Source organism: Agathobaculum desmolans ATCC 43058, from assembly GCF_000701665.1.
GTDB lineage: Bacteria > Bacillota > Clostridia > Oscillospirales > Butyricicoccaceae > Agathobaculum > Agathobaculum desmolans.
Map to the genome: position 1 here is coordinate 47,612 of NZ_JNJN01000009.1, position 16,559 is coordinate 64,170.

General features: G+C 56.6%; 19 protein-coding genes. 8 read left to right on the top strand and 11 right to left on the bottom strand.

The annotated features are described in order from the left end of the window. Positions 1-196: 196 nt before the first annotated feature. From T363_RS0104150 to T363_RS15020, 5 genes are all read right to left on the bottom strand, one after another. The gene (locus T363_RS0104150) at positions 197-979 is read right to left on the bottom strand and encodes a TIGR00282 family metallophosphoesterase (protein ID WP_031473532.1); all 783 of its coding nucleotides are present in this window, start codon (positions 977-979) and stop codon (positions 197-199) included. Positions 980-983: 4 nt separating this feature from the next. Continuing rightward, positions 984-1,382: a helix-turn-helix domain-containing protein gene (locus T363_RS15015; RefSeq protein ID WP_051643084.1), complete on the bottom strand. Its 399-nt coding sequence runs from the start codon at positions 1,380-1,382 to the stop codon at positions 984-986. A 93-nt stretch (positions 1,383-1,475) separates the two neighbouring features. Continuing rightward, positions 1,476-2,003, bottom strand: a complete 528-nt coding sequence (locus tag T363_RS0104160) for a dihydrofolate reductase family protein (RefSeq protein WP_031473536.1) — start codon at positions 2,001-2,003, stop codon at positions 1,476-1,478. A 133-nt stretch (positions 2,004-2,136) separates the two neighbouring features. Next, positions 2,137-3,096, bottom strand: a complete 960-nt coding sequence (locus T363_RS0104165; protein WP_031473538.1) for a ribose-phosphate diphosphokinase — start codon at positions 3,094-3,096, stop codon at positions 2,137-2,139. A gap of 78 nt (positions 3,097-3,174) precedes the next feature. Continuing rightward, a complete protein-coding gene (locus T363_RS15020) occupies positions 3,175-4,416 on the bottom strand; it encodes a DapH/DapD/GlmU-related protein (RefSeq protein WP_051643085.1) in 1,242 nt (413 codons plus the stop codon). Between the two features lie 260 nt (positions 4,417-4,676). Between T363_RS15020 and T363_RS0104180 the strand changes: the two genes are divergently transcribed. The 3 genes from T363_RS0104180 to T363_RS0104190 all read left to right on the top strand — a co-directional run bounded on the left by T363_RS0104180 (position 4,677) and on the right by T363_RS0104190 (position 6,247). Further along, the gene (locus tag T363_RS0104180; RefSeq protein ID WP_031473542.1) at positions 4,677-5,093 is read left to right on the top strand and encodes a hypothetical protein; all 417 of its coding nucleotides are present in this window, start codon (positions 4,677-4,679) and stop codon (positions 5,091-5,093) included. A gap of 2 nt (positions 5,094-5,095) precedes the next feature. After that, a complete protein-coding gene (locus tag T363_RS0104185; protein WP_031473544.1) occupies positions 5,096-5,299 on the top strand; it encodes a helix-turn-helix transcriptional regulator in 204 nt (67 codons plus the stop codon). Positions 5,300-5,422: 123 nt separating this feature from the next. Further along, entirely contained in the window at positions 5,423-6,247 is an 825-nt protein-coding gene (locus T363_RS0104190) for a polysaccharide deacetylase family protein (protein ID WP_031473546.1), read from the top strand. Between the two features lie 220 nt (positions 6,248-6,467). On the opposite strand, the gene T363_RS16680 is transcribed toward T363_RS0104190, so the two are convergent. Further along, on the bottom strand, positions 6,468-6,596 hold the full coding sequence (locus T363_RS16680; protein WP_278246985.1) for a hypothetical protein: 129 nt from the start codon (positions 6,594-6,596) through the stop codon (positions 6,468-6,470). A gap of 173 nt (positions 6,597-6,769) precedes the next feature. Between T363_RS16680 and T363_RS0104200 the strand changes: the two genes are divergently transcribed. Further along, positions 6,770-6,922, top strand: a complete 153-nt coding sequence (locus tag T363_RS0104200) for a ribbon-helix-helix domain-containing protein (RefSeq protein ID WP_031473548.1) — start codon at positions 6,770-6,772, stop codon at positions 6,920-6,922. A gap of 303 nt (positions 6,923-7,225) precedes the next feature. On the opposite strand, the gene nspC is transcribed toward T363_RS0104200, so the two are convergent. The 5 genes from nspC to speD form a co-directional block, all read right to left on the bottom strand. Beyond that, complete coding sequence (gene nspC, locus T363_RS0104205; protein WP_031473550.1) at positions 7,226-8,356, bottom strand: carboxynorspermidine decarboxylase; 1,131 nt, start codon at positions 8,354-8,356, stop codon at positions 7,226-7,228. Between the two features lies 1 nt (position 8,357). Continuing rightward, entirely contained in the window at positions 8,358-9,617 is a 1,260-nt protein-coding gene (locus T363_RS0104210) for a saccharopine dehydrogenase family protein (protein ID WP_031473552.1), read from the bottom strand. Between the two features lie 157 nt (positions 9,618-9,774). Then, positions 9,775-10,632 (bottom strand): polyamine aminopropyltransferase, encoded by an 858-nt coding sequence (gene speE / locus T363_RS0104215; RefSeq protein ID WP_031473554.1) that lies wholly within the window; start codon positions 10,630-10,632, stop codon positions 9,775-9,777. Next, complete coding sequence (locus T363_RS0104220) at positions 10,623-12,083, bottom strand: aminotransferase class I/II-fold pyridoxal phosphate-dependent enzyme (RefSeq protein WP_031473556.1); 1,461 nt, start codon at positions 12,081-12,083, stop codon at positions 10,623-10,625. The genes speE and T363_RS0104220 overlap by 10 nt, the downstream gene beginning before the upstream one ends. A gap of 222 nt (positions 12,084-12,305) precedes the next feature. Next, a complete protein-coding gene (speD, locus tag T363_RS0104225) occupies positions 12,306-13,070 on the bottom strand; it encodes an adenosylmethionine decarboxylase (protein WP_031473558.1) in 765 nt (254 codons plus the stop codon). A gap of 663 nt (positions 13,071-13,733) precedes the next feature. Between speD and T363_RS0104235 the strand changes: the two genes are divergently transcribed. The 4 genes from T363_RS0104235 to T363_RS15440 all read left to right on the top strand — a co-directional run. Further along, a complete protein-coding gene (locus tag T363_RS0104235) occupies positions 13,734-14,417 on the top strand; it encodes a peptidoglycan recognition protein family protein (RefSeq protein ID WP_051643086.1) in 684 nt (227 codons plus the stop codon). A 191-nt stretch (positions 14,418-14,608) separates the two neighbouring features. After that, positions 14,609-15,628, top strand: coding sequence for a 3-deoxy-7-phosphoheptulonate synthase (aroF, locus tag T363_RS0104240; protein WP_031473560.1), 1,020 nt, complete (start codon positions 14,609-14,611; stop codon positions 15,626-15,628). Continuing rightward, positions 15,625-15,963, top strand: a complete 339-nt coding sequence (locus tag T363_RS0104245; RefSeq protein ID WP_031473562.1) for a hypothetical protein — start codon at positions 15,625-15,627, stop codon at positions 15,961-15,963. Before aroF ends, T363_RS0104245 begins: the two co-directional genes overlap by 4 nt. Before the next feature lie 319 nt (positions 15,964-16,282). After that, a partial coding sequence (locus T363_RS15440) for a helix-turn-helix domain-containing protein (RefSeq protein WP_031473167.1) occupies positions 16,283-16,559 on the top strand: 277 nt, incomplete at its 3' end.

Genomic DNA, 16,559 nt, shown 5'->3' on the forward strand with positions numbered 1-16,559 from the left:
ATCCCCAATATCCTTCATTAAATAGCATACTGCAAAATCCGGGCGTTCGTCAACGCATTTTTGGTGATCTGCAAGTTTTTTGTCAACTCCTTGCAAAACCGGCCGGTCGTCCGCCCCGTTTTCAGTTGTTTTTCTCACACGGATACTTGTCCGCCGCACACCGACGTTCCATTTTGCACAAGCGCACAGCACACGGTCAGCGCCCGCAGCGCTCCCACACCCGTGTAACGGACGAACACACGCCGTCCCTGCCGATCTCAAACACCGCGCCGGACAGCGCACATTCGCCCGGCGCGGTTTGGAACGGCTCGGTCAGATCGCCGCGGAACATAGCGATCGACTGCGCGGGGCATACACCCAGCACGGATACCACCGGACCGGTCATCCCGATATCGGTAATATACCCCGTACCCTTGGGGTTGATGCGGTTATCCGCAGTCTGCACATGGGTATGCGTGCCCCATACCGCTGCGGCGCGGCCATCCAGATAATACCCCATGGCAAGCTTTTCACTGGTGGCGTTCGCGTGGATCTCCGCCAGCGCGATATCATACTTGCCTTCGTTGTCACGCAGGATCTTATCCGCACAAAGGAACGGGTTGTCCGGCCCGTAGGGCATGTCGCACCGGCCAAGCAGGTTCATCACCAGCAGGCGCAGACCCTGCGGCCCGTCGTAGATCCCCCAGCCCTGTCCCGGGCTTTGCGGCGCCAGATTAGCCGGACGCAGCACATCGGTGTGCTCATCCAGATAGGAAGCGATCTGCCGCTTGCCGAACGCATGGTTGCCCAGCGTGATCACATCCGCACCGGCGGAAAAAATATCGTCCGCCTGCGCGGGCGTGATGCCGCGTCCTGCGGCATTTTCTCCGTTGACGATCACAAAATCCGCTCCCTGCGCACGTTTGACACGCCGCAGCAGGGCATACAGCGTGTCGATCCCCGCTTCCCCAACGACATCGCCGATGGTCAATACCTTCATTGTTTCACCTCTTGTTTATCTTCCGCAGCTGCAGCGCGATGTAATACAGTGCCCCGCCGGTCACCCCCGCGCCGAAAGTAAACATACCGGCCATACGGCCGCTCCCCACGCCCAGCTCATCCAGTAAAAGGCCAATGACCATCCCGATGGCTGCGCACGCTGCCGCTACCTTCCAGCCGCGGCTCTCCTCGGTCGTTTCCACTTCCTCCTCGTCGCGCAGCAGCGAATCCAGCGTCACATCGAACAAATCGGCTACTGCCTTGATATTCTCAATATCCGGCATGCCTGCATTGTTCTCCCACTTGGTCACCGCCTGCCGCGAAACGTGCAGCAGCTCCGCCAGCGCCTCCTGTGAATATTCTTCCCGGATGCGCAGGGTCTTGAGCTTCTCTCCAAATGTCATATACGTTCACCTCATGCACAGCATAGCAAAAACCGGCGTTTTTGTCTGCTGCGCCCGGTTTCCGGCCTGCTACGCTGCGTTGCAGCCGCCTGATTACTGCGTTTCCGCCTCGCAAATCAGCTCCGCGATGCCGCCGCACTGCCGCAAGGACACCAGCCGCAGCCGCTGTGCCTGTCCCGCCGGGAACAGGCGGATCCCGCCGCCAAGCAGCACCGGCAGCACGGTCAGATGCCAGCGGTCAACCGCCCCGGCGGCGGCCGCCGCCGCGATCAGCTCCGCCCCGCCGCACAGCCAGATGTCCTTTCCCGTACCGTGTTTCTGCACCCGCAGCCATTCTGCCAGATCGCCGTCGATCCGCCGGGCATGCGGCAGCGGTGCCGCGCTGCGCGTCCATACATAGCTATGCAGCCCGTCATAAGGCCACACCCCGGGCGACAGCTCTTCCGTGATCTGCCGGTAGGTGCGCCCACCCATTACAACCGTATCCACCGTTTGCACAAACGCACCATAGCCATCCTCTTCCGATGCATCTGCGAATGCATCCAGCCACGCCACGCTGCCCTGTGCATCCGCGATATAACCGTCCAGACTGACCGCCAGATACGCCACTGTTTTGCGCATGACATCCTCCTTTATGCAAAAAGGGAGGCGGGCAACCCAGCGTTGTCCGTCTCCCCCATTCTCATTTCAATCGTGTCCTGCGGTATTTTCATCCAAAAGCCCAGCTTTGCCGGGCTTTTGAAGCCCCCTATACTCAGTCAAAGAGTGTCGATACCGATGTTTCCTCGTAAATACGGGCGATCGCTTCGGTAAATACCGGCGCAACCGACAGCACCTTGATCTTGTCCAGCTTTTTCTCGCTCGGCAGCGGAATGGTGTCCAAAATCGCCATTTCACGGATCGGGCTGTTCTGAATGCGCTCGATGGCCGGGCCGGAAAGCACGCCATGGGTCGCGCAGGCGTACACTTCGGTCGCGCCGCCCTTTTCCACCAATGCATCCGCCGCGTGCACCAGCGTGCCGGCGGTGTCGATCAGGTCATCTACCAGAATGCACTTTTTGCCTTCCACATTGCCGATGATATTCATTACCTCGGATACATTCGCCTTGGGACGGCGCTTGTCGATGATGGCAAGCGGCATATCCAGCTTTTCAGTGAATTTACGTGCACGGGTGACCGAGCCAAGGTCGGGCGAGACGATCACGGTATCATCCGTGCCCACGCCGAACTTGCCCGCAATGTACGGGATCAGCACGGACGAGCCGATCATGTTGTCCACCGGGATGTTGAAAAATCCCTGAATCTGCGCCGCATGCAGATCCATGGTCAGCACACGGTCCGCGCCCGCAGCGGTGATCAGGTCCGCCACCAGCTTGGCCGAGATCGGATCGCGCGCCTTGCTCTTGCGGTCCTGCCGCGCATAGCCGAAATACGGGATCACCGCTGTGATACGACCCGCCGATGCACGCTTGCAGGAGTCGATCATGATGAGCAGCTCCATCAGGTTATTGTTGACCGGGCCGCAGGTGGACTGCACCAAGAATACGTCCGAGCCACGCACGGACTCCGAAATGGAAACCGAGATCTCGCCATCGGCGAAGGTAGAGATCGCAGCCTTGCCAATCGGCAGGCCGAGTGCGGATGCGATCTGCATCGCCAGCGCGGGGTGGGAATTGCCGGAGAAAATCTTGATGTTTTTTCCGTGAGAGATCATGTCTTTGCCTCCGTCATATTATTTTTATCCGGTTGGATCTTTATTTACTGATAACTGCCGGCGGTCCGGCAGACCGCCTTATTTTTTCTCATGCGCGGCGCGGCGGCGGTCGTTCCAGCCCTCCATATTGGTCTGGCGGGCACGAGCCACGCAAAGCGCGCCTGCGGGAACATCCTTGGTCACAGTAGCACCTGCCGCAGTAAATGCACGGTCGCCCAGCTTGACGGGGGAAACCAGATTGGTGTTGCAGCCGATAAAGCAGTCGTCGCCGATCACCGTCTGGTACTTATGGTAGCCGTCGTAGTTGACCACCACCGTGCCGCAGCCGAAGTTGACCCGCTCGCCGACTGTTGCGTCGCCGATATAGGTCAGGTGCGACACCTTGGTGCCATCACCGATGGTGGATTTTTTCAGCTCGACGAAGTCGCCGATGCGGCAGCCATCGCCCACCGTGCACTGCGGGCGGATATACGCAAACGGACCGACCGTAACATTTTTGCCCACCGTCGATTCATACACCTGCGAATTGTTGACCGTGGTGCCCGCACCGATCTCCGCCTTTTCGAGGATGGCGTTCGGGCCGATCACTGCGCCCGCGCCAATTTTGCAGCCCGGCCGGATATGGCAGCCCGGCAGGATCACCGCGCCCGCTTCGATCTCGGCATCCGGTGCGATATACGTGCCTGCCGGATCAAAGAGCTGCACGCCCTTTTCGATCAGGCCGAAATTGATCTGCTGCATCAGCGCCATCTGTGCAATATAGGCCGAGCCGCCGCTGCAAATCTCTACGATCTCGCCGGTCACAGCAACACCCTTCTGTGCACCTTCCTGCACCGCAGCCGCAACCAACGCATCCAGCGTATCTGCGCCGCTCCGGAGCGCACGCCGCAGTGCCCCGCAGGTGAATACTGCCGCCAGACAATGCTCCTCCCGCGGGAGGGACTGACCCTCCGCATCAAAGCCCCGCTGTTCATCTGCCAGCACGCTGACGCCGTAACCGGTCGTCACCTGCATTGTCAGCAGCCGGGTCAGCGCGTCTGCCTCCGCCAGCGCGAACGGCGCGGCGATCACGAGCACCTGTCCGCAATCCGGCAGCTCTGCCAGCGCAGCAAAGCGGTTCGCCGGATCAAGCGGCAGGCTGCGCGCCCCCGCTAAAGCAGGCTCGCGGTCATCGTGTACAAAAAAACGTGTCTGTGCCTGTTCCGGCAAAGCCTCGCACACGGCATCGCCCGCCGTGCCGAACAGCACCGGACGCGCATAGGCGGCAGTACCGCTTTCGTCAAACAGGCCGCCAACCAGAGCGGCGATCACATCATTCATAGCAGGAATCCCTTCCATTCCGTAGGGGCATGCCGCCCCATTTTTTCAATACAGCCTTATTATACAACAGCCGCACACAAATTGCATCATCATTTTTCGATAAATTTCCGATCATTTTGCGGTTCTTTTCGCCGTTTGCCGACAAAAAATCCCGCCCCAAACCGGCTTCTGCCCCCACACTGTGCCTTGACAGTCCCGGCGCAATGTGATATATTTATCTCGCAAAGCTACAAATATATCACTTGAAAGGAGTCTTTGCCATGAAACTGCCCCGCTTCACCCTAACGCAAAACAAAGTGATCAGTGTTTGCGGCTGGTCTGTCGTCGTTGTGCTGCAGGCGATTGCGCTGCGTATCCCTGCACCGGTCGCCCGGCTGCCGCTGGCCGCGCAGATCCCCCTAATCCTTCTGATCCTGCTTTCCGGTATTGCCGTTGTCGGCACAGCGCTCGGCATCCGCACGGAAAAGCCGGATGAACGCGCGGTCTATAACCAATACCGTGCAAACTCCACGCTGTTCACGCTGATTTTCTTCCTGTTCGGGATTTATCTGCTCTTCGGCGACGGCCGCGGATGGGAAACGCTGTGCTTCACCCGTGGGCAGATCATTTTTCTCTTCGGCCTGCTCTGCCTATTGCAGGATGGCCTGTTCCTGCTCTATGAAAGGCTGGGACACTGACCATGCTGCATACACGGATCCGTGAGCTGCGGCTGTCCCGCGGCATGGAGCAGGCGCAGCTGGCCGCGCTCGTCGGTGTGCGGCGCGAAACCATCGGACGGCTGGAAAAAGGGCAGTATAACCCCTCGCTCAAGCTGGCAATGGATATTGCCCATGTGTTCGGCCTGACAGTAGAAGATATTTTTACCTTTACGGACGAGACCTAAGTGCCTCCCTGTACTCAGCTCTGCTGCGGCATCCGCCGCTTTCCGGCACCGCAGCCAGACGGAACGACCGCCGGTCATATCCCCCGCCGCCCCTTCATATGGTGTACCAAGGGGGCGTTCGTTATGTTTATCACCATCACCCGCGATACACTGTACCGCATCGGCGCAGGAGCCGGTGTGTGTGTTCTGCTTGCCGCACTCTTTCTGCTGCTGCCGCAGCAGCAGGAGCAAGCCGCCGTAACTGCGGCCGAAGCCGACACCGCAGCAGCAGATTGGGGGCTGTCCTTTCAGGTGCAGGGGCAGCCGCCGGCCGGCAACGCATCCGCCGAAGAGCTGCGCGGTTATCAGGCGCTGTATCTGGGCGACACAGACAAAAAAACCATCTATCTGACTTTTGATGCCGGCTATGAAAACGGCTGCACACCCGCCATTCTGGACGCGCTTAAAAAGCACCATGCGCCCGCCTGCTTTTTCGTTGTGGGCAACTACATTGATACCGCGCCCGAGCTGGTGCAGCGCATGGTGGCAGAGGGGCATCTGGTCGGCAACCACACCCTGCACCACCCGGATATGTCCGCCATTGCGGACAAAGCGGCCTTTGCCGCCGAGCTGACCGGACTGGAGGAAAAATATACCGCGCTCACCGGTCAGCCCATGCCCAAGTTCTACCGTCCGCCGCAGGGCAAATTCAGCCGGGAAAACCTGCGGCAGGCGCAGGAACTGGGCTACACAACGGTATTCTGGTCGCTCGCCTACGTGGATTGGTACACGGATAACCAGCCCACTGAGGAGCACGCTTTTTCCAAGCTGGTGCCGCGCATCCACAACGGCGCGGTGGTGCTGCTGCACTCGACCAGTGAAACCAACGCGCGTATTCTTGACGAGCTGCTCACCCGCTGGGAGGAGGCCGGCTATACCTTCGGCAGCCTGAATGAGCTGAGCCTGTAACCTATCAGCCGCAACAAAGCGAGACTGTCAAAAAACTTGCGTTTCCGACAGTCTGTGTTTGCGCTTCGCCAAACACGGACGAGAAAAAGTTCCCATATAGAAACTTTTTCTCTCTTGCAGTATAAGCCCGTAGGCCTCTGACCTCATTCCGCCGCTGTGCGGCGATAAAATGAGAGCAAGTCAGGCGCATGTCCTAACTTTTACCGCACATTTCGCACTTTTACGCGCCTGTCCCGTCCTCTATGGCGCACTCCTCCGCTGCGCACAGCGCCTGCTTCAGCTCTTCCCCGATCTGCGCGGATGATAAATATGCGCCTTCCGCCTCGATCCGGTCGATTAGACGGCTCACCCTATCCACCAGTGCACAATACGCATTTTTATCGTGCAGCGGCCTGATTTCATCTTTTCGTTCCTACATTTCCGCCACCTCTTATCCTACTTTATCTTACTTGGTAGTATTTTGCAATATGTTAGCGCATAAAATGCTATATTAAATGCAAAATCCATCAAGAGGTGCCCAGAATGAAGCCGTTAAAGGATAAAATTTCAATCACGCTTGATTCCGATATCGTACAGCGGCTTCGCACGCTGGCCGAAGAGGATGACCGTTCGCTTTCTCAATATATCAACATGGTTTTGCGCAATTATCTGAGACAGCACAAGCCGCAGCAGTAAAACAATCGCCCCATCTGCAACAGATGGGGCGATTGGAGGCTGTCGAAAAACTTCGTTTTCGACAGCCTCTCGATCGAAACCACGCTTTCGATCGAATTTGCGACTGCGAATCGCGCCCTTTGGGCACAATTCTACGTCGTCTTGTATAAAAACCGAGATACACGCTCCCGGTTTTTATGAAAATTGCAGCAAGCTGCAATTTTCTATTTAATGCGCACTGCCGCGCGTGTTGCTCACGCGCAATAACAAAATCCTTTTTTGACAAGCTGAATCGCCCCATCTGCAACAGATGGGGCGATTGTTTTATGACAGCCGGTTCTTAAAATCCTCATAACCGAATATTTTAATAACCTCGTCCGTGCCGTCCGCACGGCGCACTGCAAGCATCGGCAGCGGCACCCCGTTAAAGGTGTTGGTCTTGACCATCGTATACAGCGCCATATCCTCAAACACGACCTGATCGCCCGGGCGCAACGTATTGTCAAAGGAATATTCTCCGATCACATCACCCGCCAGACAGGAGCGTCCGGTCAGCAGATAGGTAAACGCCTTTTTGCCCGGCTCGCCCGACCGCCATACAGGCGGACGATAGGGCATTTCAAGCACATCGGGCATGTGGCAGGCCGCCGAGGTATCCAGAATCGCAATGTCCTTGCCGTTGTGCATCACCTCGAGCACCGTTGCGGCCAGCCAGCCCGCATTGAGCACGACCGCCTCGCCCGGCTCCAGATAGATCTGCACATGATATTTTTCGCGCAGATAATTGACGCACTGGACAAGCGTTTCCACATCGTAATCATCGCGCGTGATATGGTGGCCGCCGCCCAGATTGAGCCACTTGATACCCTCCATATACTTGCCGAAGCGGTTTTCAAACGCCGCTACCGTGCGCACCAAATCATCCGCATTCTGCTCGCACAGGGTGTGGAAGTGGAAACCTTCGATCCCTGCCAACAGTTCGGGTTGGAAGTTGGCTTCGGTAATGCCCAGCCGCGAGGTCGGCCCGCAGGGGTCGTACATCGCGTGTTCAGCCGGCTGGGTCGAGCATTCCGGATTCAGACGCAGGCCGCAGCTTTTTCCCGCCGCCCGCGCCAGATTGCCGTAAGCCTTCCACTGGTGGAACGAATTGAACACAACATGGTCGGCATAGTGCAGGATCTCCTGAAATTCCCCCTCTGCATAAGCCGGGGAGTACACATGGGTCTCGCCGCCGAATTCCTCCTTGCCGAGACGTGCCTCGAACAGGCCGGACGCCGTTGTTCCCGCCAGATATTCACGCAGCAGCGGATAAGCGGAAAACATGGAAAACGCCTTCTGCGCCAGCAGAATTTTTGCGCCGGTGCGGTCGGCCACATCGCGCAATACCGCCAAATTCTGCACCAGCCTGTTTTCATCTACCAGAAAACAGGGGGTGGGAAGCTCAGTGAATTTCATATCAGTCCACCAGCACCGGATTTTCGCTGATCTGCCACGGCAGCCCCCACTTGTTAAGGGCTTCCATATACGGATCGGGATCGAATTCCTCCACTGTGAATACGCCGGGCTTATTCCACTTGCCGGTCATCAGCATCATAGCGCCGATCATCGCAGGTACACCCGTGGTGTAGCTGATCGCCTGCGAGCCGACCTCGCGGTAGCACGCCTCATGGTCGCACACGTTATAGATATAGGCGGTCTTTTCCTTGCCGTCCTTCTTGCCGGTGAAGATGCAGCCAATGTTGGTTTTGCCCTTGGTGCGCGGGCCGAGCGTTGCAGGATCGGGCAGCAGCGCCTTCAGGAACTGGATCGGCACGATCTGCTGTCCCTCGAATTCGATCGGGGTGGTGGACAGCATGCCGACATTCTCCAGACACTTCATGTGCGTCAGGTAGGACCGGCCGAAGGTCATAAAGAAACGGATGCGCTGTACGCCCGGAATGGTCTTGGCAAGCGACTCGATCTCCTCATGGTGCAGCAGGTACATATCCTTATGACCGACCTGATCGAAATCATACTCGCGCTTAATGGACATCGCGGGGATCTCGACCCAGTGGCCGTTCTCCCAGTAGGAACCGGGCGCAGAAACCTCGCGCAGGTTGATCTCCGGGTTAAAATTGGTCGCAAACGGATAACCGTGGTCACCGCCGTTGCAGTCCAGAATGTCGATGGTATCGATCTGGTCAAACAGGTGCTTCTGCGCATAGGCGCAGTATGCCTGCGTCACACCCGGGTCAAAGCCCGACCCCAAGAGCGCAGTCAGACCGGCCTTTTCGAATTTCTCCTTATACGCCCACTGCCACGAATAATCGAAGTAAGCGGTGAAGCCCTCCTCCTTGCAGCGCTTTTCGTAAACGGCGCGCCATTCCGGATCATCAGTGTCCTCCGGCTCATAGTTGGCGGTATCCATGTAGTTGACGCCGCACTTGAGGCACGCATCCATGATGGTCAGATCCTGATACGGCAGGGCAATATTCATCACAATATCGGGCTTGTATTCCTCGATCAGTGCGCACAGCTCGTCCACATTGTCCGCATCCACCTTGGCAGTGCGGATCTTGGTCGGGGTCGTGCCGTCCAGCTTTTCCTTGATGGCATCGCACTTGGCCTTGGTGCGCGAGGCAATCATGATCTCCTCAAACACGCTGCTGTTCTGGCAGCACTTGTGAATGACCACGCCGGCCACGCCGCCGCAGCCGATAATAAGAGCTCTTCCCATAGTCGGTTCCTCCTGTATGTTCGTTTGTTTATCCGTATGATTTGGCGCCTGCTTCACGCGCAAGCGCGAGATCCTTCGCTGCGCTCAGGATGACAATCTAAAAGCTGTCATTCTGGGAAGCGAAGCGACGAAGAATCTTGCGTCTGCGCGAAAAATGCTATTCCTCTACTTTTTCCAATAGTTTCTGCACATAATTGGGCAGATAAAACGCGCCCTTATGCAGATTCGTATTATAATATTTGGTCTCGATGCCGCGGGCATTCCATTCCTCCGCCTTGAGGTCGCGCACCGGATGCACACCGCGGGAGGAAAAACCGAACAGCCAATGGCCGGACGGATAGGTCGGGATGTGTGCCTGAAACAGCCGGCTCAGCTCAAACGAGTGCACGATGTTGCGGTGCGCCCGCTGACAGGCCAGCGCGTCGCCCTTATAGAACGGGCTTTCGTGCTGATTGACCAGCACGCCGCGCTCGCGCAGCGCCTTGCAGCAGTTGCCGTAAAACTCCATCGTGAACAGGCCCTCGCCCGGTCCGAAGGGATCGGTCGAGTCGATGATGATAAGATCGTATTCGTCCTCGATACGCCGGATGTATTTCAGGCCGTCCTGATACAGGATGTGCACGCGCGGATCGTCCAGACTGCACGCGACCGTTGGCAAAAATTCTTTGCAAACCGCCACCACGCGCTCGTCGATCTCGACCAGATCGATATGCTCGATATGCGGATAGCGGCACAGCTCGCGCACGCAGCCGCCGTCCCCGCCGCCGATGACCAGCACCTTGCGGATGCGTTCGCCCAAAACGGCAAGCGGCACGTGCACCATCATCTCATGGTAGATGAATTCATCGCGCTCGGTCAGCATCATGTAGCCGTCCAGCGTCAAAAACCGGCCGAATTCCTCGCACTCGAACACATCGATGCGCTGAAAATCGCTCTGTTCGGTATAAAGCTGACGGTCAACCTGTATTTGCAGGCCAACGGTCGGCGTATGCATTTCAGTAAACGTCAGTTGCATGGGCTGATGACTCCTTTGATCACCTGCAGGTTGTCCACGTCCGGATCCTCCGTACCGAGCAGCATGCAGTTTTTGTCCTTTGCGTAGCGGATATAGTCCAAAATTTCACGGGTGATGCGCTCACCCGGTGACAGGATCGGGATGCCGGGCGGATAGCACATGACAAATTCCGCACAGATCCGGCCGACCGTATCCGCCAGCGGCACGCTCTGCTTTTCCGCATAAAAGGCTTCCTGCGGGGCGGCTACCACCTGCGGCGAAATATACTCCTGCCGCATCAGCGTTGCCTTATCCCGCTTATAGCGGCGGCGGATGTCCGCCAGCGCCGCCACCAGACGCTCCAGATCGCGCTCACGGTCGCCTACCGAAACATAGGCCAACAGGTTGCCCAGATCGCCGAATTCGGTTTGGATATCATAAAAATCCCGCAGGATATCATACACTTCAATGCCGGCCAGACCAACGTCCAGTGTGTTGACCGCCAGCTTGGTCACATCAAAGTCGTACACGGTGTCGCCGTTGACAAGCTCACGGCCGTAGGCATAGTAATCGCCGATCTGGTTGATCTCCTCTCGGGCGTACTCGGTCAGCCCGGTCACCTTGCGGAAGATCTCCTTCCCGTACAACGCCAGATTTTTGCGCGAAATATCCAGACTGACCATCAGCAGGTACGAGCCCGAGGTCGTCTGCGTCAGGTTGATGATCTGCCGCACATATTCGGCATTCATACCCGGCCCGCACAGCAGAAAGCTGGACTGCGTGAGCGAACCGCCCGATTTGTGCATGGAGACCGACGCAAGATCCGCGCCCGCCGCCATAGCGGATACCGGCATGTTTTCTCCAAAGTAAAAATGCGTGCCGTGCGCTTCGTCCGCCAGCACCTTCATCCCTTTGGCGTGCGCCAGACGGACGATCTCCCGGATATCCGAGCAGATGCCGTAATACGTTGGATTGTTGACCAGCACCGCCTTAGCCGCAGGATGCTTTTCGATCGCAGCCTTAACGTCCGCCACCGACATACCGAGCGAGATGCCCAGCCGGTCGTTCATCTGCGGATTGACATAAATCGGGATCGCGCCGGTCAGCACCAGCGCGTTGATGACGCTGCGGTGCACATTGCGTGGCAGGATGATCTCATCCCCCCGCCCGACGACCGACAGAATCATCGCCTGCACACTCGACGTAGTGCCGCCGACCATCAAAAACGCATGTGCCGCGCCAAATGCTTCTGCCGCCAGTTCTTCCGCCTCGCGGATGACGCTGACCGGATGGCACAAATTATCCAGCGGCTTCATCGAATTGACGTCCACCGTCAAACAGCTTTCACCTAAAAAGCGCGTCAGCTCCGGATTGCCGCGCCCGCGCTTGTGTCCGGGCACATCAAACGGTACGATGCGCATATCCTTAAATTGTTCGAGCGCCTCTTTGATCGGCGCACGGGATTGATCCATAGGAAAACCTCCTTGCCAAGAGGGAATAAATTGCGAATGAGGAATGGAGAACAGACGACTTACGCCCCCGACGCGAAGCGCCGCATGGAACAGATGATTTTCCACCGAAAAATCATCATCAAAACCGGGGGCGTGTACCTCGGTTTTGATACAAGGAAGCATCCGGACGTTGTCCGGTGCGTCCCCTCGGCCGGAAATATATTTCCGGCCGAAACGTCAGCGTTAGTAGACGTTTTTCCCCGAGAAAATCTCGATCATCTCCCGCCGCAGGTCGGAATGGATCTTCAGACGGGTTTTGGGCGGCAGCTCATAAATATCCGTATTGAACAGATAGTTTTGCAGATCCACTTCCTTGAGCAGCATCCGTGTGTGAAACAGGTTGGCCTGATACACGTTGATGTCATACGCATCATACTGATCCAGTGTGTGCGGATCGATAAAATCCTGAATCGAGGTCATGTGATGATCCATGAACAGCTTTTTGCCCTCGATATCGCGGGTAAAGCCGCGCACGCGGTAATCCATCGTGATGATATCCGAATCGAACGAGCCGATCAGGAAATCCAGCGTGGACAGCGGCGTGATCTCGCCGCAGGTCGCCACGTCGATATCCACGCGGAAGGTCGCCAGACAGGTATCCGGATGGTATTCCGGATAGGTATGCACGGTCACATGGCTTTTATCCAAATGCGCCACAATGGTATCCGGTTCGAGCGCCGGCTTCATGTGTTCCTCCGCGATCAAAAACGTGACCGACGCACCCTGCGGATCGTAATCCTGCTTGGAAATATGCAGCACGTGCGCGCCGATCATCTCTGTGACCCGCTCGAGAATACCGGTCAGGCGTTCGGAGTTATACTGTTCGTCGATATAGGCGATATAGTCGCGCTGTTCGCGCTCGGTCTTCGCGTAGCAGACATCATAAATATTAAAGGAAAGCGCTTTGGTCAGGTTGTTGAACCCATACAGTTTGAGCGTATTTTGCATATCGTTCATCCTCGTATATTAAAAAATCCTCAAGCAAAAAGAAAACCCGCAGAAGGCGGGACATCCTTTTCTTGAGGAATACAATCGCTCTCACCGCCGCCTTACGGCGAAACGGTTTTGCAATGGGGAGAGGAAAGAGTCTATATAGCAAGAACCTACTTTTACTACTCTTATTGATCGTTTCACAAGTGTGATGCGCCCGCGGCACACGGCTTTTAAGCAGCCAACTTATAAAATTCAATAAGGCAACAAAGTTGCCATGTTCGGCATTTGACCCGGCTGTCCGTATGGCCTTGGCGCCTTCCGGCGGGGAAGGGCGGTCAAAGAATTCTGCTGGCAAAGGCTTTGCCTCTTCCGAATAGTATTATTATATCGCACCGCCCTGCGGATTGCAAGAGCTGCCTTGCAGCTTTTCTGCGGAAAAGCTCATTTTTTTGCTGCGAAACCGAACTGGAAGCCGCCGGAAATCCACTGTTTCCCGATGGTCCGCATTTACGGCGCCGGCTTTGAAAAAAACATCGAATAATGATATAATAACCGCAGAACAGCTATTTTACAATTATGCCGGCAGCGCAGGTCAGAACAATCTGTACCGCTGTGGTAATGCTATTGATTTTACCCGTGCGGCAGGCATCGGGGCAGGAAGAGAGGAAATATGTGAAAATGGCGGGCTTTTATACCAAACGAAAGAAAACCGGCAAAAAGAAAATACACACGCAGGCTGCTGTGACCGCCGTGCTGATGCTGCTTTCCTTCGCAGCCGGCGCGCTCACACACCGTGCGCTGACCCGGCCGCCGCAGACCGATGCAGGGCTGACCTATATCGAGGAGATCCCGGTCGTGACAGACTTTCTGCCTGAAGGCTGCCGCGCCCGTCCGGGCGAAAAGCGCGAGATCAAATACCTCGTGCTGCACGAAACCGACAATTTCTCCGCCGGGGCAGATGCCGCCGCGCACAACTCATTCATTCATCAAAACGCCAACGCACCGGAAGGTATCGTTTCGTGGCACTACACCGTGGATGACCGCCAGATCTATCACCATCTGCCGGACGATGAGAATGCCTACCACGCCGGTGACCGAATGGAAAAGAACGGCGGCAACCTAAACGGCATCGGCATTGAAATGTGCGTCAACGAGGGCAGTAATTACGAGCAGACACTGCTCAACGCGCAAAAGCTGTGCGCCCGCCTGCTGATCGAATACGATCTGAAACCGGGTGCACTGCGCCGCCATCAGGACTTTTCCGGCAAGGTATGTCCCGCGCGGCTGATCGAATCTGGCCGGTGGGATGCGTTCTGCGCCGCCGTCGAGCAGCGCTACCGGGAGCTGAAATCCGTGCAGTAGATCTCCTCTTTGCTGCCGCGTGCAAAAAGCGCGCAAAAACACAGGGCGATTTGTCACAAATCGCTCTTTTCTTTTATCCTTTTTGGTGCTATACTGCTAAAGTATCGCGTCTTTGTACGCAGTATCTGTTAAATCAAGGCGGGTCTGCATACTGCACCGTACCCGCCGTATTACAAAAGGAGTGAACTGAAATGATCGTAATTCTCAAGCCAAACAGCGAACAGGAACGCATCGACCGCTTGATGCAGCATTTTAAGGACATGGGGTTGGCCATCCATTATTCGCAGGGCGAAAACACCACGATCTTTGGTCTGGTAGGCGATACCACCAAGCTCGACGAAGGGGATATCATGGCCTATGACGTGGTCGAACGTGTGCAGCGCGTATCTGAACCGTTCAAGGCCGTCAACCGCAAATTCCATCCCGAGGATACGGTCATCGAAGTGGCGGGACGGAAGATCGGCGCGGGCTACTTTAACGTGATGGCCGGCCCCTGCTCGGTCGAAAGCGAAGCGCAGATCGTCGAAGTGGCGGAAGCCGTCAAAAAGGCGGGCGCCTCCTTCCTGCGCGGCGGTGCGTTCAAGCCCCGCACCTCGCCCTACTCCTTCCAGGGTCTGGAAGCCGAAGGCCTCAAGCTGCTGCTTGAAGCCAAGCGGCAGACCGGCCTGCCCATCGTAACCGAGATCATGAGCGAAAAGCACCTTGATCTGTTCGCAGATGTGGATATCATCCAGCTCGGCGCGCGCAATATGCAGAACTTTATGCTGCTCAAGGAGCTGGGCGCCTCCGGCAAGCCCATTCTGCTCAAGCGCGGCCTGTCCGCCACGATGGAAGAGTTCCTGATGGCGGCGGAGTACATTTTCGCAGGCGGCAACACCAACGTGATCCTGTGCGAGCGCGGCATTCGCACCTTTGAAAAGATGATCCGCAACAATCTGGATATTTCCGCGGTGCCGCTGGCAAAAACACTCAGCCACCTGCCCATTATCATCGATCCCTCGCATGCCGCGGGACGGCGCGATATGGTGCAGCCGCTTTCGCGCGCCGCCATTGCCGCAGGTGCGGACGGTCTGATCATCGAGGCGCACAACGATCCCAAGCACGCCCTGTGCGACGGCGCGCAGTCGCTCGACCTGCCGCAGTTTGACACCGTGATGGCGGACATCAAACGCCGCGCCGCGTTCGAGGGCCGCGAGATGATGCCGCTGTGAAAAGCCTTGTCCGCTTCGGCGTGATCCTGCATCATATGGCAACACTTGCCGGATGGCTCTTCTGTCTTGTGCTGCTGGCCTTTCCGCACAGGCGCTCCATGCTCGGCTTTCTCCTGCTGCTGGTGCTGACCTTTACGCAGACGATCGCCTCGCTCGAGCTGATCGGCCGCTGGCTGCTCGGACGGCTGAACGAAAAAGAGCAGCGGATGCAGCAGAGCGTTTCGCGCTGGTGCGAGGCCTTCGGCGAAACGGCTGCCCGGCGGATCTTCGCTGTCATGTTGATCGCCATGGTTGCCTTCAAGCTGGCGCTGCCCGCCGTATGCAACAGTATATAATCCGAAAGCACCGCATTGCTGCGGTGCTTGAGACTGTCGAAAAACTGCGTTTTTCGAACAGTCTCTCGATCGAATTTGCGACTGCGAATCGCGCCCTTCGGGCACAATTCTCCGTCCCCTTGTATAAAAACCCACGCACCTGTCGCGGGTTTTTATGAAAATTACAGCTTTCTGCAATTTTCTATTTGATACGCGCTGCCGCGCGTATTCTGATGCCCGTCGGCAAGACGCTTTTCCGATAAACTAAAGCACCGCATTTGAACTGCACCCCATTTGTTAGACAGTATGATATACTATCTAACAGATGGGGTGATTTTTTATGCCAAAGGGAGTTTCACAAAAACGATATGCACCAGAATTCAAGAAACTGGTAGTGGAAACTATGAGGAAAGAAAATCTCAGCTGCACAGAAACAGCTGAGAGATTCGGGATCCGCCACAAGCGAGTACAGGACTGGGAACGAATCTATCTGACCGAAGGTCCAGAAGGCTTGTATATTGAGCGGCGTGGTCGAGCAGCTACAGGCCGTCCTCATAAGATTTCCAAGGATGTAGAGGAAGACCTCATTGCAGAAAATCAGCGTCTACGTGCAGAGG